Genomic DNA, 19142 nt, shown 5'->3' with positions numbered 1-19142 from the left:
TGGTGTTGCTTGGTTTTACCAAGTGGGCACTTGGAAAGTCCAACAACTTGTCTAGACTGCGTCGCATGTCACCCCGCACTCGCCGAAGTTACGACCAGTACTGCTCCGTCGCCCGCGCCCTCGACCTCGTCGGCGACCGCTGGACCCTGCTGATCGTCCGTGAACTGCTGGCCGGCCCGCGGCGCTACACCGACCTGCACGCGGATCTGCCCGGCGTCAGTACGGACGTCCTGGCCTCGCGGCTGAAGGACATGGAGCGCGACGGGCTGACGACCCGCCGCCGGCTGCCGCCGCCCGGCGCCGTCTATGTCTACGAACTCACCGGCAGGGGGCGGCAGTTGCTGCCCGTGCTCCAGGCGCTGGGGAGCTGGGGCGCGGCCGAGCTGGGAGAGCGGCGGCCCACGGACGCGGTGCGGGCGCACTGGTTCGCGCTGCCGCTGCTGCGGGCCTTGGCGGGGGAGGGCGAGGGGGTGGTCGAAGTCGGCCTGGAGGAAGGGGACTTCCACCTCCACGCGGGGGCCGTGGAGGGGCCCGTCTACGGCGACGGGCCGGCCCCCGGGGAGCCCGATGCCCGGCTGGTCCTCGACGCCGGGACGTGTGCGGCGGTCGGCCGCGGCGAGGTGAGCGTGGCGGAGGCCGTACGGGAGGGCCGTGTCGAGGTGACGGGCGAGGGACCGCTGGCCAAGGCGCTCCGGGAGGGGTGAGAGACGGCCGGAGGGTCCGCCGCGGGGGAGGGCGGACCCTCCGGTTGCGGATCCCGGCGAGGTGCCGGACGGGGTGTCAGGCCCCCGGCGGCACCCGGGAGGGCCGCCCCGGACCGCGCGTCAGTGCGTACCCGGCGACCCCCGCCAGCGCGGCCAGCACGCCGCCCGCCGCGGTCCACACCCAGCGGTCGGACCACCAGCCCGACGACCAGCCGTCGTCGGGCTCCAGCCCGAACAGCACCGCCGAGTCGTCACCGCCCCGGTCGCTCGCCGCGACGCCCGGCACCAGCGGCTCGGCCAGCGAACCGTCCACCGCCGCCGGTCCGCCGATGTGCTCGGCGTCGACCCGGACCTCGGCGCCCACCGGCAGCCCCCGGTCGGACGCCGGCAGGCCCACGGCCGTGAGGCGGACGTAGTAGGTGCCCGGCAGCGGGTCGTTGGCCCACGGCTCCGCCCAGGCGCGCACCGTGCGCAGGACGCACGCCAGCTCCACGGAGGACGCGCCCGCCGCCGCGGTGCGCGTCTGCGCGCCGTACTGGCAGGACTGCCGGCGGCGCAGACCGTCGTACACGTCGATCCGCCAGGTCTCGGCGGCGTGTGTCCCGGGCAGCCTCACCGTGGCCCGCACGGTGGGGCGCTGCCCGGTGTCGGCCGGGAACGACCAGTACAGGTAGTCACCGGCCGAACCGCTCGCCGTGGCCCGCTGCCCCTGCTCGATCTCGGCCGCCGTCCGGAAGGACGTGCCCGCCCAGGCCGGGGCGCCGGCGCCGTCCGACGGGCCGGGGGAGGGGGTGTCGGCCGCCGCGGGGGCGGCCGCGAGCCCGAGCGTCAGCAGCGCGGCGCCCAGGGCGCGAAGGGTACGCATCAGTTGGTCCTCCAGACCGCGATCCGCCAGCGCGACAGCCAGCCCCACACCAGACCGCCGAGGAACCCGGCGAGGACGAGCACGCCGAGCAGCCACCAGCCGCGCCCGAGGCCGAAGGCGGCCACGTCACCCGCCCGGTCCGGGCCGTCGACGACGTCGACCGTCAGCTCCAGCGGCAGCCCGGGCGCGGACTTCACCCCGGAGGCCGCCGCGAAGGAGTGGGTGACCTGGAGGCAGACGGTCTCGGCGGCCGGCTTGCCGGCGTCGGCGTCCTCCCGCTCGGGCTTCGGGTAGCGCAGGCCCGTCGAGATCATGTCCGTACGCCCGCTGTCCGCGGCCTCGCCGCGCACGATCTCGCGGCCGCGCGATGTCACCGCCCGCAGCAGCACCCCGTAGTTCGGGGCGACGGCCCGGTCGGCGGCCACGCTCACCGAGGCGCGCAGCTCCTGGCCCGGCAGGACGTCCACGCGGTACCAGCGCCGCTGCCCGAACTCCTCCCGGTCGGTGTACAGACCGGACGTCAGTACGGGCGCCTTCGCGCAGGTGTCCGCGCCGGTGGTCGCCACCGGCGTCACCACCGGGTCGGCCGCCCGGTCCACCAGCTGGCCGACCCGGTCGGCCAGTTCGTCGGTGTGCTCGACCGACGTGTACGTCCCGCCGGTCGCCTCCGCGATGCAGCCGAGTTGCTGCCGCATCTTCGCGTTGGGGACCAGGCCGAGCGTGTCGATGGTCAGGCCGATGCCCTTGGCGGCGATCTCGCGGGCCACCTCGCACGGGTCGAGCGGGGCGCAGGTGTCCTCGCCGTCGCTGATCAGCACGATCCGCTTGGAGCCGGAGCCGCCGTCGAGGTCGTCGGCCGCCTTCAGCAGCGCGGGGCCGATCGGCGTCCAGCCGGTCGGCACCAGCGTCGCCACGGCCGTCTTGGCCTCGGTGCGGTCCAGCGGGCCGACCGGGTACAGCCGGGCGGTGTCCTCGCAGCCCGTCCTGCGGTCGTCGCCCGCGTAGTCGGCGCCCAGCGTGCGGATCCCCAGTCGCACCTCCTCGGGCGTCGCGTCGAGCACCTCGTTGAACGCCTGCTTCGCCGCGGCCATCCGGGAGCCGCCGTCGATGTCCCGCGCCCGCATCGAACCGCTGACGTCGAGCACCAGATTCACCTTCGGGGCGTCCTCCCCCGCGGGTTCACCGGCCACCGCCCCGGCCGGGAAGGCGAGCCCGGCCGTCAGCGCGGCGAGCAGCGCGCTCACGCCTGCCGCGAGCCGTTTACTTATGATCATCGGCGGATCTTACGGAGCGCCGGCGCCGCGCTCCAAAACGGACCGTCACCAGGGGGAGTCACCCAGCGGGTTGGGCAGCTCGCCCCACAGGTCCCCGGCCGCCCCGGGCGACAGCCGCATCAGCGTCAGCGCCTTCACCGGCAGCGGTTCGCCGAGGAGCGCCCGGAGGTCCGGGGTGCGCGGCAGATCCCGTACGGCCGTCTCCAGGGCGTCCCGCAGCGCCGCCCCCGACCCGGCCGCGGCGGCCAGCGCCCCGCCCACCAGCGAACCGAACAGCTTGCGGCGCAGCGCCCGTTCGTCGTCCGTGACGATCCGCTCGGGCAGGCCGTCCGTAGCGATCCCGTGCCGGGCCAGACGCGCCGGGCCGACGCGGATGTCGGCCAGGTCGCGGTAGACCAGCCGCCGCGGCGCGCCCGACGGGTCCAGCACCACCAGCAGGTTCTGCCCGTGCGCCTCCAGGGCCACGCCCAGCTCCAGCAGGCGCAGCCCGGCGGTGAGGGCCAGCCGCGTGAACCCGGCCAGCCAGGCGGGGGAGCCGGGCAGCCCGGTGGCGGCGAGCGCCGCCACCGGCACCACGTGCTCGCCCGGCGCCGCGTACGCCGCCGGCGACTCGCGCACCACCGCCGCCAGGTCGGGCGAGCCGTCCGTGACGGCGCCCCGCGTACGGGTGACGCGCAGCAGCCCGTCCGTGCGCGCCGCCAGCTCCTCCCCGAACGCCGACAGGGCCGCGGAGGCCGCGACGGAGGCGACGGAGATGTCCCGCACCGAGGAGGTCAGCCGGGCGCTCAGCGCCGTCTTGACGTGCGGCCCGCCGGGCACGGCGAGGGTGCGCAGGGACATCAGCGGGTGCGCGGCCAGCCGGGCCCCGCCCCGCCGCTTCAGCACATGCGCCGCCTGCCACGGATGCACCGGGACGAGCACCCGCCCCGCGTCCCGCAGCCGCGGCGGCCACGCGCCGGCCACCAGGCACCGCGCCGCCGGGACCGGCACCAGCTCCAGCTCCACCACCGGCCGGTGCTCGGGTCCGTAAGCGAGCTGCTCGGCCACCGAGAACCCCGGGCGGGAGCGGCAGCCGGGATGGAACGGGTGCCCGTCGACGACCCGCTGCTCCCACTCCCAGTCGTGCCGCGGCCACCCCCGCCCGCCCGCCGGGCCGTCCGGCTGCCCGGCCCGGGCCAGCGCCGACGAGGCCACGCTGTGCCCGAGTTCGGCGGCGAAGGCCGGGCCGTGCGGTACGGCGAGGTCCCGCACCAGCGCCGCCGGGTCGGCGTACGCGGCGCCGTCGAGACGGACGGCGGTGACGTAGGCGTCGGTGCGGTAGGGATCGGCGGCCGGGCCGTCCAGCCGGCGCCCGTCCCGCAGCCGCAGCACCAGCGACCCCCGGCCCGGTTCCCGGCGCTCGACCCAGGGCAGCGGCTCGTAGGCGAGCGCACGCCACAGCCGGGACAGCACGGCGGCGCGGGCGCCGGGCAGCGCGGCCGTGTACCGGGACAGCAGCCCGGGCCGTACGGCGGCCAGCTCCTCGGCGACCTCGGCCTCGGCGGTGAGGGGACGGTGCACGGGCGGACTCCTCGGGTACGAACAGGGCGTCATGACGCCAGGGACGACGCCAGACATACTGACCGTCCTGGCCCATGGACAGACCGTAGGGAACGAGTGGATCGCGTGGATCTCCTGCCCCCGCCCGCCGGCGACGACCCCCCGGCCCGGCGCGCCGCCCCGGCGGGTGGCGGCGCCGCCCGGGGCCGCGGTGGCGACGCCGCGGAGCGCGCCGACGCCTACGCCGCCGCGCCGCTGCTCAACTGCCTGCTGCGGGAAGTGGCCGAGCCGCTCCCCGGCCGGGCCCGCGGCGAGCGGCGGGTGTACCGGCTGCCCGGCAGTGGCCGGCTGCTGCGGGTGCGGGCCGGGCGGCGGCCCGCCGAGCCGGAGGCGTACGCGGCGGGCCGCTGGCACCGCCTGGGCCACGCCGAGCTGGTCAAGCTCACGGCCGAGGAACTGACCCGGCACACCGGCCTGCCCAACCACGAACTGCCCACCGAGATGACCGACAGCCGGGACGCGGTCGCCGCGCTGCTGGCCGCCCGGGATCTCGCCACCCCGCCCGGCGACCCCTACCTCGTCTCCGAGCAGTGCCTCCTCACCGGCCACCCCCACCACCCCGCCCCCAAGGCGCGCGGCGGCGGGCCGCACGCCGGCTGGCTGCCGTACGCGCCCGAGGCGCACGCCCGGTTCCCGCTGACCCTGCTCGGCGTGCGCGAGGACACGGTCGCCGAGGAGGGCGACACCGCGGCCCTGGACGCCCTCGGCACGGCCCCGCCGGGCTACCGGCTGCTGCCCGCGCACCCCTGGCAGCTCGACCTGGCCGGTCCCGCGCTCGCCCCCGCCTTCGCCGACGGACGTCTCCTGCGGCTGGGCCGCACCCCCTTCCCGGTCTGGCCGACGGCCGCGATCCGCACGGTGTACGCCCCCGAGCGGGACGTGTTCTGGAAGTTCAGCCTCGATGTGCGCATCACCAACGACATCCGTCGGCTGTGGCGCCACGACCTGCTGAGGCTGCGCCGCACCGACGCCGCGGCGACCGCCGCCTTCGCCGCGATCGGGCCGCCGGCGGTCTGGCTCGGCGACCGCGGCTACCGCACCGCGGACTTCGCCTTCGAGGAACTGGCCGTCGTCGTCCGCGACGGGCTGCGCGACCGGCTGACGCCCGGGGCGACCCCGCTGCTCGCCGCCGGCCTGGTGGAGGGCTTCGCGGGCAGTCCGCTGGAGCACGCGGCGAACCCCGGCGCCTGGTGGGAGGCGTACCTCGCCGCGGTCGTACCGCCGGTCCTGGCGGCCTTCGCCGGTCACGGCGTCGTCCTGGAGGCCCACGCGCAGAACACGCTCGTCGCCGTGGACCGGACCGGCACCCCCGCGCAGGCGCTGTTCCGGGACGCCGAGGGCGTCAAACTGCTCACCGACACCCCGCGCGCGGCCGGCTGGGAGCGGCTGGTGTACTGCCTGGTCGTCAACCATCTGTACGAGATCGCCGCCGCCCTGGCCGAGCACCACCCGGGATTCGACCCCTGGCCCGCCGCCCGCCGCGAGCTGGCCCGGCACGAGGTGGCCGAGATCCCCGCGCTGCTGTCCTCGCCCACCCTGCCCGGCAAGACCAACCTGCTGCTGCGCTGGACGGGCGCGGACGGCGCCGCCGCCCGCTACCGGCCGCTGCCCAACCCGCTGGCCGGTGTCTGACCCGAACCACTGGCGCCGGTCCGCACGAGCGGCTCACCGACCGCGGCGCCGGCCCCGGCGGCGGACGGCGGGACCCATTGCTTCCGCTTGCCAGGAGTGCTTCCGCCGGGCCTGGGTATGCGCCCTGACGCCGACGCACAGGTGCCGGCGATGCACGGGCTGGACACAGGGAAGGGCATGACATGACGGTCGCGGAGAAGGCGGACGCGCACATAACCGAACTGCCGGAGGTCGTCTCCCCCTCGGAGGTGGCCCCGCAGGACGCCCGTGAACTGTCGCGGCTGTTCTTCGACCGGCTGGCCGTGCTCGAAGAGGGCACCGCCGAGTACCAGTACGCCCGCAACACGCTGATCGAGATGAATCTCTCCCTCGTCCGCTTCGCGGCCGCCCGCTTCCGCAGCCGCGGGCCGGGGGAGATGGAGGACATCGTCCAGGTCGGCACGATCGGCCTGATCAAGGCCATCGACCGGTTCGACATCGCCCGCGAAGTGGAGTTCACCTCCTTCGCGGTGCCCTACATCGTCGGCGAGATCAAGCGCTTCTTCCGCGACACCTCCTGGGCCGTGCACGTCCCCCGCCGGCTTCAGGAGGCCCGGGTCCAGCTGGCCAGGGCGACCGAGGAACTGCGCAGCCGGCTGGGCCGCACCCCCACCGTCAGGGAACTGTCCCAGCTGATGTGCCTGAGCGAGGAGGAGGTCAACGAGGCGATGCTGGCCTCCAACGGGTACAACTCCTCCTCCCTGGACGCGGCCATCGGCTCCGGCGAGGACGGCGAGACGGCGCTCGCGGACTTCATCGGCGCCGAGGACGCGACGCTGGAGCTGGTGGAGGACTTCCACACCCTGGCGCCGCTCATCGCCGAGCTGGACGAGCGGGACCGGCGCATCGTGCACATGCGGTTCGTCGAGGAACTGACCCAGGCCCAGATCGGCGAGCGCCTCGGGGTCTCCCAGATGCACGTGTCCCGTCTGCTGTCCCGCACCCTGACCCGCCTGCGCGCGGGCATGCTCACCACCGACTGACCGCCACAGCCCCCGGGGGCAGGGGCAGGGACCGGCCGCGAGCGGGGTGCGCGGCGGCGGGCGGGCCCGCGGCCCCGCCGGTCAGCGCCGGGGACCGTGCCAGTCCAGGATGAGGACGGTGGCGTCGTCCTTGAGATCGCCCCGGCAGGCATCGAGTACCGCGGTCGTCAGGGCGCGGACGGCCTCCCGGGGATGCGCGTCGCGGGTGTCGCGGACGACGGAGGCCAGATCGACGGCCGCGGCCCCGCGTTCCTGCATGCCGTCGGTGAGCAGGACCAGGCGGTCGCCGGGGGACAGCTGAAGCTCCTGGAGCCGGTAGGAGGTCGGCGCCGCGACGCCGAACGGCAGGTTGACGGCGAGCTTGACCTCCTCGGCCCTGGCGGCGTCCTTCCGCAGGCGCAGCGGCCGGGGATGTCCCGCGTTGACCAGTTCGCAGGTGCCCGTGTCGAGACGGACGCACAGCAGTTGCCCGGTGGCCAGCCCACGGCTGTGGGCCAGCAGGGCCTGGTGGGCGCGGTGGGCCTGCTGGAGCGCGTCGCAGCCACTGCGGCGGGCGCCGCGCAGCGCGCCCATCACCAGCGTGGCCAGCAGGGCGGAGTCGGTGTCGTGGCCCATGGCGTCGGTGATGGACAGGTGCAGGGTGTCCCCGTCGAGGGTGTAGTCGTAGGTGTCGCCGCCGATGTCGTCGGCCGGGACCAGTCCCGCGGCAAGGGTGAACTGGGGGGCCTCGCAGCAGGATGCCGAAGGGAGCAGCTGGTGCTGGATCTCGGCGGCCAGGCTGGTCCGGGTGGTGCGCCGGCCCGCGTGGTACAGGTCGGTGAAGCGGCGGTCCGTGACGATGAGGTAAGCCAGTACGTGGGCCGCGTCGCCGATGTTTCCGAGCACGGTGTCGTCGGCGTACTGCACCGTCACCTCCAGCACCCCGATGCAGTCGCCGCGATTGGTCACCGGCGAGATCACGCGCTTGCCGCCCTGGCCGTCCGGTTCCACCCGCTGGCGCTGGGTGCGGAGCACCGTGTCGTAGACGCTGCCGCGCACGTCGATCCGCTCCGTGGCGTCCGCCCGGCCGCCTTCGGCGGGCGCGTTCAGGCGCAGCAGCCGCTGCCCCACGAGATCGGCGAACAGGAACGACACACGCGTCGCCCCGAAGCGCTTGCGCAGATCCCGCGCGATCACGCCGACGGACTCCCCGGGCGGCGCGGCCTCCGCGGCGGCCAGCAGCTCGCCCAGTTCCAGATCTCTTCCTGCCATGGCAACCTCCCATCCGACGTCGCCACTTATTCCCCGGGTTCCGCCGTCCTCACCTGGGGAAGAAGCCCCGTCGTCCGGTCCACGGGGCGGGCCGGGGCGGGGGAGGGAAACCGCCGTCGCCCCGCCAAGGCGGATGCCGACGAGCGCGGGCCCCCGGCGCCGACTCGGCGCCGGGGGCCCGGGGGGCTCCACGTACCGGCCCTGTCAGCCGGTCAGGGCCGTGACATGGTCCCGGATCGCCGCGGTCACCGCCGCGGCGTGCTGGTTCAGGTAGAAGTGGCCGCCGGAGAACGTCCTCAACTCGAAGCCGCCCGAGGTGTGCTCGGCCCAGCCGTGGGCCTCCTCGACGCTCGCCACCGGGTCGTTGTCGCCGAGGAGGACGAGCAGCGGGCAGGGCAGGGGCGGGCCGGGGCGGTAGCGGTACGTCTCCACGGCCTCGTAGTCGGCGCGGATCACCGGCAGCAGCAGGGACCGCATCTCGGGGTCCTCGAAGACGCGGACGTCGCTGCCGCCGAGCCTGGCCATCTCGGCCACGATGCCCTGGTCGTCGCGCCGGTGCACGCTCTCGTCGCGGAAGCTGGTGGGCGAGCGGCGGCCGGAGACGATGACGGTGAGCGGCGGCGCGCCCTCGTCCACCAGCCGCCGCGCCACCTCGGCGGCGACCAGCGCGCCCATGCTGTGGCCGAAGAGGGCCAGCGGACGGTCCGCCCAGGGACGGATCGCCGCGGTCGCCTGCCGCGCCAGTTCCTCCACCGAGCGCACGACGGGCTCCGCCCTGCGTTCCTGGCGCCCCGGGTACTGGACGGCCAGCACCTCGATGCCCGGGCTCAGCGCCGCGGAGACGGGGTGGAAGTAGGTCGCGGCGCCGCCCGCGTGCGGGAAGCAGACGAGCCGGGCGCCGGCCTCCGCGGACGGGTGGAAGCGCTGAATCCACGCGCTCTTCTCCTGAACCCTGCTCGTCACCTGGGGCCCCTCACACATGGTTGGCGTACCGGAGCGGGACCTCGCCCGCCGGGCAAGCCTCTCAACGGACGCCTCCCGGCCCAACCCCTAGCTGGGGTGCCTAGGGGGTGTCCGGGGAGCGAGAAGGGTCCCACCGCCTGTTCAGGCGGTGGGACCCGGTGGGATGCCCCGCGGGGGATTCGGGGCATCCGGTTCAGGGGTGGCCCGGTGGCGTGCCCGGTGGTCCGGGAAGGGACACCGGGCCCGTCGTCACGCGGCCGCGGTCGCCGCCTCCACCGGGCGGGAACCGGTGGCCCGCCAGGTCGGCAGCAGGGTCGCCGCGGCGGTGATCACGACGGCGCCGGCCACGACCGTGAAGTAGATCCACAGCGGTACGGACGGGACCAGCTCGTCCAGCTTGGCGAGGCTGTAGGGGAAGAAGGTGATGGTCGCGGCGACCGTGCCGAGGAACACCCCGACGATCGAGGTGAGCACGCTCTCCAGGCCCATCATCGCCATGACCTGCTTCCTGGTGAAGCCGGTGAGCTGCTGGAGCCCGAACTCCCGGCGGCGGCGGGCGGTGGCCGCGACCAGGGTGTTGATCACGGAGATCGCGGTGTAGCCGACGATCAGCCCCACCACCAGGTAGTTGATGGTGGCCAGCTGCTGCTGGCCCCCGGTGCGCCCGGCGGTCAGCGCGCCGCTGTCCGACACCTCGACGCCCGGCTGGTCCTTGACGAGCGCGGTCACCGCGGCCGTCACCTCGGCCGGGTCGGTCCCCGCGTCGTGGTGCACCAGGATCTGCTGGGCGACCCCGTCGGTGGTGTGCGCCGCCAGCAGCGGGGCGGGCAGCAGCAGCGCCGTCGCGTCGCCCTCCGGCTGGTAGGTGGCCACCACCTTCACCGTGACCGGGGTGCCGTCGCCGAGCCGGAGGGTGACGGTTTCGCCGACCTCGCGGCCCAGGGACTCGGCGTGCTCGACCGGCAGCGCCACGCTGTCGCCGCGCAGGTCGGACAGCGACCCGGTGGCGGCCCCCACCGTGAGGTTCTTCGCGTCGTCGACGCCCTGCAACGGCCAGCCGTCACCGGTCTGCCGGGCGTCCTCGGGACTCTGCACGAAGCCGGTGCTGGTCACGTAGGAGGAGGCCGCCTCGACGCCCGGCACCTGCCGCACCCGCTCCAGGGTGCCGGGAGCGAACCCGCCGGCCCTGGCGGTCAGCACGTCGTCCGTGCGCAGCACCCCGTTGTGCGCGGCCCGGTTGGAGGCGTCCTCGATCTGCTGCATGTACAGGGTGCCGGTGGCGACGCCGGTCAGCAGGATGATCGGGGTGATGGTCGAGGCCAGACGGATGGTGTGGGCGCGGGCGTTGAGCACCGCCATGTACCCGGTGAGTCCGGTCAGCGCGCGCACCGGGCCCTGCAACAGCCACACGATCGCCTTGGTGAAGCCGGGGGCGAGCAGGGCCAGGCCGATGGCCCACATGATGCAGGCCGGGCCCGCCGTACTGGCGGTCAGGTCACCCTCCATCATCGTCACGGTCATGACGGCCATGCCGGCGCCGCCGACGAGGAAGAGCACCGACAGCACGATCCGGGTACGGGTCAGCCAGCGGCCCTCGGCGGCGCTGCTCGCCAGGGCGTCGGTGGCCCGGGTCGCGGCGATCTTGCGGGCGGTGATGTACGCCGCGCCGACCGACGCCAGCAGCGAGGCCACCACGGCGACGACCGCGGGCGCCAGGCCCTGCCGGAACTCGACGGCGCCCGAGATGATCCCGGCGTCGACCAGCTTGTCGAAGAGGAGGCCGCTGAGCAGCGCGCCCGGCAGGCAGCCGAGCACCGAGGCCAGGACGGAGATCACCAGCGTCTCGCTGAGGATCATGCGGCGCAGCTGGGACGGGGTGGTGCCGATCGCCTTCAGCAGGGCCATCTCACGCTGCCGCTGCTGCACCGTCAGACCCAGCGTCGAGGACGCCCCGAACATGGCGACCAGGACCGCCCAGCCGCCGAAGATCGCGGAGAGCATGATGAGGTTCTGCTGGCTGGCGGCGGCCTGCGGGAACTCCGCGAGCCCCCGGTTGTCGCCGGCCAGCGTCACGGCGGCGCCGTCCAGGGCCTTGTCGATCCGGTCGCGCAGCTCGGCGGTGTCGGTGCCCGGCGCGGGCAGCACCCCGATCGCGTCCACGGTGTCGTCGCCGCGCAGCGCCGCGGCCTGCTCGTCGCTGAAGAACACCGCGGGCTGGGACGCCGTACGTCCGCCGGACTGCTCGACGATGCCGGTGAGCCGGTATTCCCGGGTGCGGCCGTCGGCGACGACGCGCACCCGGTCGCCCACGCCTGCGCCGGCCCGCTCGGCGAGATGGGTGTCGAGCACCACGTCACCCGGCGCGCCGGGCCGGGCCCCGGCGGTGAGGGTGTAGGGGGCGAGCTGGGCGGAGGTCCAGCCGTGGCCGAGCTGACGGTGCTCGTCGCCGGTGGCGCTGCCGGACAGGGAGGTGACCGGACGGCCGTCGCGGACGACGGCCACCGGGAAGGAGGCGTCGGTGACCGCCCGCTCCACCCCGGGCACGCCCTCGACCGTGCGCACCTGCGCCTGGTCGAGCCGCACCCGCTCGGCGAGCTGGGAGCCGTCGTAGTCCTGGTCGCCCGCCACCACGATGGGGGCCGCGGCGAGCCGCTGGGCCGGCACCGCGTCGCGGACGCCGCTTTCCATGAGCCCGCCGCAGGCCATGATGAGGGCCGCGCCGAAGAACATGGCGATGAAGGTGGCCACGAATCCGCCGAGGCGGAACCGCAGCGTGTGCAGTGCCAGGGACAACATCAGTACGTGCCTCCGGCCGCGGTGGACTGCCGGCCGCGCGTGGCGGGTACCTCGTCCGCCCACGCGCCCAGACGGGTCATGCGCTCGGCGACCGCCTCGGCCGTCGGGTTGTAGAAGTCCCCGACGAACCGGCCGTCGGCCAGGAAGACCACCCGGTCCGCGTAGGACGCGGCCACCGGGTCGTGCGTCACCATGACGATGGTCTGCCGCAGCGCCCGCACGGACTCCTGCATCAGCAGCAGCACCTCGCGGGCGGTACGGGTGTCGAGGGCGCCGGTCGGCTCGTCGGCGAAGACCACCGCGGGCCCGGTCACCAGGGCGCGGGCGATCGCCACACGCTGCTGCTGGCCGCCGGACAGCTGGGCGGGCCGGTTGTTCCTGCGGTTGCCGAGCCCCACCCGCTCGATGATCTCCGCCACCCGCTTGCGGTCGGGACGCCGCCCCGCGAGCTTCAGCGGCAGGGTGACGTTCTGCACCACGGACAGGGCGGGCAGCAGGTTGAACGCCTGGAAGATGAAGCCGATGCGCTCGCGCCGCATCTTCGCCAGTGTCGTCTCGTCGTAGTCACCGAGATCCTCGCCGTCCAGCAGGACGGTGCCCGAGGTCGGCCGGTCGAGTCCCGCCGCGCAGTGCAGGAAGGTGCTCTTGCCCGAGCCGGACGGACCCATCACGGCGGTGAAACTGCCGCGCTGGAAACCCAGGCTGACGCCGTTGAGGGCCGTCACCGAGTTGGCGCCCTGGCCGTACACCTTGTGGACGGCTTCGAGCCGTACCGTGTCGTCTACAGCGATGGTGGTGTCCATTCACACTCCCTGAACCTGTCGCGTGGTGGCCGCGATCACGTTGTCCACGCTAGGGACGGGCAGGGGTGCGGGCCGATGGGTCTTCTTCCACAACCGGGGTGGAGAAATCCCTACCCCCCACCGGGACCGATCCCCACCGCCCGGCCGGTGCCGGCGTGCGATCCTTCAATCGACGCGGGCGGCCGTGGAGCACAGGGAGGCTGGGGCACTTGAACAGGGTTGGGACCGCACGGTTACCGAAACGGCGCGGGCTCGCGGAGCGGCTGCGCTGGTGCGTGCGGGGGCTGCTGGTCGCCGTACTCTCCCAGGCCGGGAGCGTGGTCCTGCTGACCGTCACGCTCACCACCTTCGCCGCCATGGCCATCGGCATAGGGTTCCTCGTCCTGCCGGTCGTCATGACCGCCGTGCGCGGTCTGGCCAACTTCCACCGGCGCACCGCCCGGGAATGGACGGGCGAGGCCATCGACACCCCCTACCGGCGGACCACCGTCGACGGCGCCTATGACACCGCGGGCACCTTCGACCACTGCCGCCGGCTGCTGTCCGACCCCGCCACCTGGCGGGACATCCTGTGGATGGCGCTCGACGCCCCCGTGGGCCTGGTGCTCGGGCTGCTGCCGGTGTCCTTCGTGGCCTACGGCCTCAACGGCATGTTCGTCACGCCGTTCCTCTGGCAGAGCATGGGCCCGCACTGGGGATTCGGCGCGATCTGGTTCATCACCGACCAGGGCGACGCCAACCTCGCCATCCCGCAGGGCTTCCTCTTCGTGGTGACCGGCCTGCTGATCGCGCCGGCGCTGGGGCGGGTGTACATCCGCTTCAACCGCGCCCTGCTCGCGCCCACCCGCAACGCCCGCCTCGCCCTGCGCGTGGAGCAGCTGACCGAGACCAGGTCCGAAGCGGTGGAGGCGCAGGCCGCCGAGCTGCGCCGGATCGAGCGGGACCTGCACGACGGGGCGCAGGCCCGTCTCGTGTCCCTCGGCATGAAGCTCGGACTCGCCGACACGCAACTGGAGACCAACCCCGAGCTGGTGCGCCAACTCCTCGCCGAAGCGATGGAGTCCAGCAGCCAGGCCCTCAGCGAACTGCGCGACCTGGTGCGCGGCATCCACCCACCGGTGCTCGCCGAGCGCGGGCTCGACGGCGCCGTCCGAGCGCTCGCGGTGGCGCTGGCCATCCCCGTCGAGGTCTGCATCGACCTGCCCAGACGGCCCCAGCCGCCGATCGAGTCCGCCGCCTACTTCGTGATCGCCGAGGCGCTCGCCAACGTCACCAAGCACAGCGGCGCGAACCGCGTGAGCATCCGGCTCTGGTACGCCGACGGCCGCCTGCGCGCCGAGGTCGGCGACAACGGGCGCGGCGGCGCCACGGCCGAGGGCGGCAGCGGTCTGCGCGGCCTCCAGCGCCGTCTGGCGTCCTTCGACGGAACACTCGACATCAGCAGCCCGATGGGCGGACCGACCCTAGTGACCATGGAGATCCCGTGCGAGTTGTGATCGCGGAGGACCTGGCCCTGCTGCGGGAGGGACTGGTACAACTCCTGACCGCACACGACTTCGAGGTGATCGAGGCGGTGGACAACGGCCCGGCGATGCTGCGGGCGCTGCTCACCCACCGGCCCGACGTCGCCATCGTCGACGTGCGGCTGCCCCCCACCTTCACCGACGAGGGGCTCCAGGCCGCCGTCCAGGCCCGCGCGCAGGTGCCGGGCCTGCCCGTCCTGGTGCTGTCCCAGCACGTGGAGCAGATGTACGCGCGGGAACTGCTGTCCGACCAGAACGGCGGCGTCGGCTATCTGCTCAAGGACCGCGTCTTCGACGTGCGCCGCTTCGTCGACATGGTCAAACAGGTCGCCTCCGGGGGGACCGTGATGGACCCGAAGGTGGTGTCCGAGCTGATGACCAAGCACGACACCGAGACCAGCCCGGTGCACGGCCTGACCGAGCGGGAGCGCGAGGTGCTCGGCCTGATGGCCGAGGGCCGCTCCAACGCGGCCATCGCCGCGCGGATGTTCGTCTCCGAGAAGGCGGTCAGCAAGCACACCAACAGCATCTTCTCCAAGCTGGGCCTCGCCGTGTCCGGGGACGACAACCGCCGTGTGCTGGCGGTACTCGCCTACCTGAACGCCGAGGCGCAGCACCCGTCGGCGAAGCAGGAGCGGAGCACCCCATGAGCCACGCCGCGGCGGCGCCCGTCCAGGCGCCCTCCAGGGCCGGACGGAAGCAGTGGACGGGACTGGCCGTCCTCATCATCGCGGTCCTGCTGGTCTCGCTCGACATGCAGGTCCTGTCCTACGCACTGCCGTTCCTCAGCGCCGAGCTGGACCCCAGCAGCGCGCAGCTCCTGTGGATCGTCAACATCTACCCGTTCGTCCTCGCCGGACTGCTCCTGACGATGGGCGCGCTCGGCGACCGGATAGGCCACAAGCGGCTGCTCATGAGCGGTGCCGTCGTCTTCGGCGCGGCCTCCGTGGTGGCCAGCCTCGCCTCCGGCCCCGCGATGCTGATCGCGAGCCGCGCCCTGCTCGGGCTCGGCGGCGCCACCCTGATGCCGTCCACCCTGTCGCTGATCCGCACCATGTTCCGCGACGACGGGCAGCGCAGGATCGCCATCGCCGTGTGGACCGGGGCGTTCGCCGGCGGGGCCATCCTCGGCCCGCTCCTCGGCGGTGTGCTCCTCGAACACTTCTGGTGGGGCTCGGTCTTCCTGGTCAACCTGCCGGTGATGGTGCTGCTGCTGATCCTCGGATCGCTGCTGCTGCCGGAGTTCAAGGCCGCTGAGCCCGCCAGGTTCGACCTGTTCAGCGCCGCCCTGTCACTGGCCGCCGTGCTGCCCGCCGTCTACGGCATCCAGCGCATCGCCGAGGACGGGCCGGGCGCCGTGCCCGTGGCCGCGATCGCCGCGGGCCTCGCCGTCGGCTGGTACTTCCTGCGGCGCCAGCGCGCGCTCGCCGAACCCCTCCTGGACGTACGCCTCTTCCGCGACCGGGCGTTCAGCGCCTCCGTCGCCACCAGCGTGCTCGCCATCTTCTCCCTGGTCGGCTCGGGCCTCTTCACCGCCCAGTACCTCCAGATGGTGCTCGGCTTCAGCCCGCTGCGGGCGGGCCTGTGGGCGCTGCCCGCCGCCGGTGCCGCACTGGTCAGTTCCGGGCTCGCCCCCGTGCTGGCGCGCTTCGTGCGTCCGGGCGTGGTGGTGACCTGCGGCCTGGTGGTCGGGGCGCTCGGGTACGGGGTGCTCGCCCAGATGCACGCCGACTCCGGCGTCGGGATGCTCGTGACCGGCATCGTCGTCATGTCGGCCGGCATCACCCTTGTCATGACCATAACCTCCGACCTGGTGATCGCCACGGCCCCGCCGGACCGCGCCGGGTCCGTCTCGGGTCTCTCCCAGACCGCCACCGAGTTCGGCGGCGCCTTCGGTGTCGCCATCCTCGGCTCCATCGGCACCGCGGTGTACCGCGACGACATCGCCGGGCGGGTACCGGCGGACCTGCCGCGAGAAGCGGTGCGCTCCGCGCGGGACACCCTCGGCGGCGCCGTGGAGGCATCCCGCCACCTGCCCGCCCGCACCGGCGACGAACTGCTCACCGCGGCCCGGGAGGCGTTCGCCCACGGCCTGCGCGCCGCCTCCTGGACCGCGGCCGGGCTGCTGCTCCTGATGGCGGTGGTCTCCCTGGTGCTGCTGCGGCACACGCGAGGGGCGTCCCCGGAGCCGTCCGCCGCGCCCGCTACGACGGGCGCGGCGGGCGCGGCGGACGCGGACGGCGACGAGGCCCCGGCGGTGCCCGGGCGGAGCTGAGCCGGGTACGTGACGACGGAGGCCGGCCACCGTGGAAACGGTGGCCGGCCTCCGTCGTCTGCCGGGCGGTGGCGCGTCCGGCGGGGGTCAGCCGGCGTCCAGCTCGCCGTCGAGGATGTCGAACAGCTCGTCCGCCGAGACCGACTCCAGCTCCGCCCGGTCGTCCTCGACCGTGCGCTCGTCGGCCGGCCGGGCCACCTCGCTCCACTGCGCCGCCAGCGCCCGCAGCCGGGCCGCGACGCGGGAGTGCTCGGCCACGTCGGGCGTGACCACGCTCATCGCGGCCTCCAAGCCGACCAGTTCGGCCTCCAGGGCCGCCAGGGGCGACGCCGCCGCGGCCCCGCCCTCCACCAGCTCGGCCCGCAGGTGACGGGCCGCGGCGAGCGGGGTCGGGTGGTCGTAGATCAGGGTGGACGGCAGCCGGAGCCCGCTCACGCCGCCCAGCCGGTTGCGCAGTTCGAGCGCCGTCAGCGAGTCGAAGCCCAGCTCCACGAAGCCGCGCACCGGATCGACGTCCGTGGCCCGGGCGTGTCCCAGCACCTCCGCCGTGTGCGCGCGCACCAGGTCCAGCAGGGCGCGCTCCTGCTCCGGCGGCGTCATCCGCGCCAGCCGGTCCGCCAGTTCGCCGCCCCGGGACCCGTCACCCGTACCGTCACCGCCCCGGACCACGGCCCTGCGGGCGGGCGCCCCGGGCAGCGCGCGCAGCATCGCGGGCACGCCCTCGCCACCCTGGCCGGCCGCGACGCGGGCGACGTCGAGCGCCATGGGAAGCAGCACCGCGCGGTCCGGGACGCCCCCGGCGAGCGCCGCGTCGAACAGCGCCAGGCCCTCGTCCTCCGCCAGCGCCCGCATCCCGGAGCGGCCCATCCGACGGACGTCGGCCTCGGCGAGCCGGCCGCCCATTCCCGTGCCGGCGGTCCACAGCCCCCAGGCCAGCGAGAGCCCGGCCAGGCCCTGGGCCCGCCGGTGCTGTGCCAGGGCGTCGAGGAAGGCATTGGCCGCCGCGTAGTTGGACTGCCCTGCGGCGCCGAGGGTTCCCGCCGCGGACGAGTACACCACGAACGCGGCGAGGTCCGCGTCCGCCGTCGACCGGTGCAGGTTCAGCGCCGCGTCGACCTTGGGCCGCAGCACGGTGTCGAACCGCTCGGGCGTCTGCGCGGCCAGCGTCGCGTCGTCGAGCACCCCCGCGGTGTGGATGACACCGGTCAGGGGGTGCGCGTCCGGTATCCCGGCGAGCGCGGCCCGCAGCGCGTCCTCGTCGGCCGCGTCGCAGGCCACGATGTCGACGCGCGCGCCCGACTCGGCGAGCTCCGCCGCGAGTTCGCCGGCTCCCTCGGCGGCCGGGCCGCGGCGGCTGAGCAGCAGAAGGTGCCGTACGCCGTGCTCCGCGACGAGGTGACGCGCGACCACCCGGCCGAGGCCGCCGGTGCCGCCGGTGACCAGCACGGTGCCCTCGGGCGCGAGCCGGCCGTCGCGGGGCTCCGGGCCGGTGCGGTCCGCCGCGTCGACGGTGGCGGTGACCCGTACGAGCCGGGGGGCGAGCGCGGTGCCGTCGCGCAGGGCGAGCTCGGGTTCTCCGCCGGTCGCCGCCGCCGCGGCGGGCAGGGACTTCCACGACTCCGGCGTGCCGTCCACGTCCACCAGCGCCACCCGGCCCGGGTGCTCCTCGCGCACGGCCCGCACCAGGCCCCACACCGCGGAGCCCGCGAGGTCGAGCACGTCCTCGGCCCCGTCGCCGGGGCGGGGCGCGGACACGGCCCGCCGGGTGACGACGACGAACCGGGTGTCGCTGAACCGCTCGTCCACGAGCCACCGCTGGAGCAGAGACAGCACCCGCCCGGTCGCGGTCCGCACCGCCGCGGCGGTCCCCGCCGACACCGGGACCGGCTCGGAGCCGGACAGCGACGCGTCGGGTCCCTCGTCACCGTGCAGCACGACGATCGCGGGAATCTCGTTGGGCAGTTGGGCCTCGGCCTCCGCCCACCAGGCGTCCGCCGCGGTGTGCGCGCCGGAGGGCCGCACGGTCAGCAGCTCCGTGGCCGGATCGCTCACCCGCGGGAGCGGTACGGGCGTCCAGTCGACGCCGAACAGCGGCTGCCGGCCGGCTCCGGTGTTCGGCAGCCGCTCGGCGGTGATGGCGCGCAGCACGAGCGACTCCACGGACACCACCGTCTCGCCCCGCGCGTCCGCCGCGAGAACGGACAGCGCGTTCTGTGAGGCACGGGCGATCCGCACCCGCAGCCGGGTCGCCCCGGAGGCGTGCAGGGTCACGCCCCGCCACGCGAAGGGCAGCAGCATGCCCGCTTGCCCGTCGTCGCTCTCCGGGTCCCCGAGGCCGAAGGCGTGGAGGGCGGCGTCGAGGAGGGCGGGGTGGATGCCGAAGGCGTCGGTGTCGGGGTGGGCGTCGTCGGGGAGGGTGACTTCGGCGTAGACGT

Annotated in this window: 14 protein-coding genes; 6 read left to right on the top strand and 8 right to left on the bottom strand. The window is 74.7% G+C overall.

Annotation, left to right across the window (positions count from 1 at the left end):
* Window positions 1–65 precede the first annotated feature (65 nt).
* On the top strand, window positions 66–704 hold the full coding sequence (locus tag AB0L74_RS30265; RefSeq protein WP_365659320.1) for a helix-turn-helix domain-containing protein: 639 nt from the start codon (window positions 66–68) through the stop codon (window positions 702–704).
* Window positions 705–780: 76 nt separating this feature from the next.
* Here the strand turns inward: AB0L74_RS30265 and AB0L74_RS30260 are convergent, their stop codons facing one another.
* From AB0L74_RS30260 to AB0L74_RS30250, 3 genes are read right to left on the bottom strand one after another with little or no spacing between them, the layout of a single operon-like run.
* The gene (locus AB0L74_RS30260) at window positions 781–1569 is read right to left on the bottom strand and encodes a hypothetical protein (RefSeq protein ID WP_365659317.1); all 789 of its coding nucleotides are present in this window, start codon (window positions 1567–1569) and stop codon (window positions 781–783) included.
* The gene (locus tag AB0L74_RS30255) at window positions 1569–2843 is read right to left on the bottom strand and encodes a VWA domain-containing protein (RefSeq protein WP_365659314.1); all 1275 of its coding nucleotides are present in this window, start codon (window positions 2841–2843) and stop codon (window positions 1569–1571) included. Before AB0L74_RS30255 ends, AB0L74_RS30260 begins: the two co-directional genes overlap by 1 nt.
* A 45-nt stretch (window positions 2844–2888) precedes the next feature.
* The gene (locus AB0L74_RS30250) at window positions 2889–4403 is read right to left on the bottom strand and encodes an IucA/IucC family protein (protein WP_365659311.1); all 1515 of its coding nucleotides are present in this window, start codon (window positions 4401–4403) and stop codon (window positions 2889–2891) included.
* Between the two features lie 96 nt (window positions 4404–4499).
* Here AB0L74_RS30250 and AB0L74_RS30245 point away from each other — a divergent pair, with 96 nt between their 5' ends.
* Both AB0L74_RS30245 and AB0L74_RS30240 read left to right on the top strand, forming a co-directional pair.
* Entirely contained in the window at window positions 4500–6074 is a 1575-nt protein-coding gene (locus AB0L74_RS30245; protein ID WP_365659308.1) for an IucA/IucC family protein, read from the top strand.
* Window positions 6075–6256: 182 nt separating this feature from the next.
* Window positions 6257–7096 carry an RNA polymerase sigma factor SigF gene (locus AB0L74_RS30240; protein WP_365659305.1) on the top strand — a complete coding sequence of 280 codons (840 nt, stop codon included), beginning with the start codon at window positions 6257–6259 and terminating at the stop codon, window positions 7094–7096.
* An 81-nt stretch (window positions 7097–7177) separates the two neighbouring features.
* Here AB0L74_RS30240 and AB0L74_RS30235 read toward each other — a convergent pair whose 3' ends face one another.
* From AB0L74_RS30235 to AB0L74_RS30220, 4 genes are all read right to left on the bottom strand, one after another.
* Window positions 7178–8347 carry a PP2C family protein-serine/threonine phosphatase gene (locus tag AB0L74_RS30235; protein ID WP_365659303.1) on the bottom strand — a complete coding sequence of 390 codons (1170 nt, stop codon included), beginning with the start codon at window positions 8345–8347 and terminating at the stop codon, window positions 7178–7180.
* A gap of 204 nt (window positions 8348–8551) precedes the next feature.
* The gene (locus AB0L74_RS30230) at window positions 8552–9310 is read right to left on the bottom strand and encodes an alpha/beta fold hydrolase (RefSeq protein WP_365659300.1); all 759 of its coding nucleotides are present in this window, start codon (window positions 9308–9310) and stop codon (window positions 8552–8554) included.
* Window positions 9311–9559: 249 nt separating this feature from the next.
* A complete protein-coding gene (locus tag AB0L74_RS30225; RefSeq protein ID WP_365659297.1) occupies window positions 9560–12106 on the bottom strand; it encodes an FtsX-like permease family protein in 2547 nt (848 codons plus the stop codon).
* Entirely contained in the window at window positions 12106–12909 is an 804-nt protein-coding gene (locus AB0L74_RS30220) for an ABC transporter ATP-binding protein (RefSeq protein ID WP_365659294.1), read from the bottom strand. The genes AB0L74_RS30225 and AB0L74_RS30220 overlap by 1 nt, the downstream gene beginning before the upstream one ends.
* A 209-nt stretch (window positions 12910–13118) precedes the next feature.
* On the opposite strand from AB0L74_RS30220, the gene AB0L74_RS30215 reads away from it, so the two are divergent.
* The 3 genes from AB0L74_RS30215 to AB0L74_RS30205 are packed head-to-tail and all read left to right on the top strand — an operon-like array spanning window position 13119 to window position 16707.
* Window positions 13119–14405: a sensor histidine kinase gene (locus AB0L74_RS30215; protein ID WP_365659291.1), complete on the top strand. Its 1287-nt coding sequence runs from the start codon at window positions 13119–13121 to the stop codon at window positions 14403–14405.
* The gene (locus tag AB0L74_RS30210; RefSeq protein ID WP_365659288.1) at window positions 14393–15082 is read left to right on the top strand and encodes a response regulator transcription factor; all 690 of its coding nucleotides are present in this window, start codon (window positions 14393–14395) and stop codon (window positions 15080–15082) included. The genes AB0L74_RS30215 and AB0L74_RS30210 overlap by 13 nt, the downstream gene beginning before the upstream one ends.
* Complete coding sequence (locus AB0L74_RS30205; RefSeq protein ID WP_365659285.1) at window positions 15079–16707, top strand: MFS transporter; 1629 nt, start codon at window positions 15079–15081, stop codon at window positions 16705–16707. Before AB0L74_RS30210 ends, AB0L74_RS30205 begins: the two co-directional genes overlap by 4 nt.
* 87 nt (window positions 16708–16794) lie before the next feature.
* Here the strand turns inward: AB0L74_RS30205 and AB0L74_RS30200 are convergent.
* The coding region (locus AB0L74_RS30200; protein WP_365659282.1) for a type I polyketide synthase at window positions 16795–19142 on the bottom strand (2348 nt) is incomplete at its 5' end.

The organism is Streptomyces sp. NPDC052020 (genome assembly GCF_040680575.1).
Classification (GTDB): Bacteria; Actinomycetota; Actinomycetes; order Streptomycetales; family Streptomycetaceae; genus Streptomyces.
Note: the sequence above shows the minus strand (reverse complement) of the source record. Positions and strands in the feature narration are given on the sequence as shown.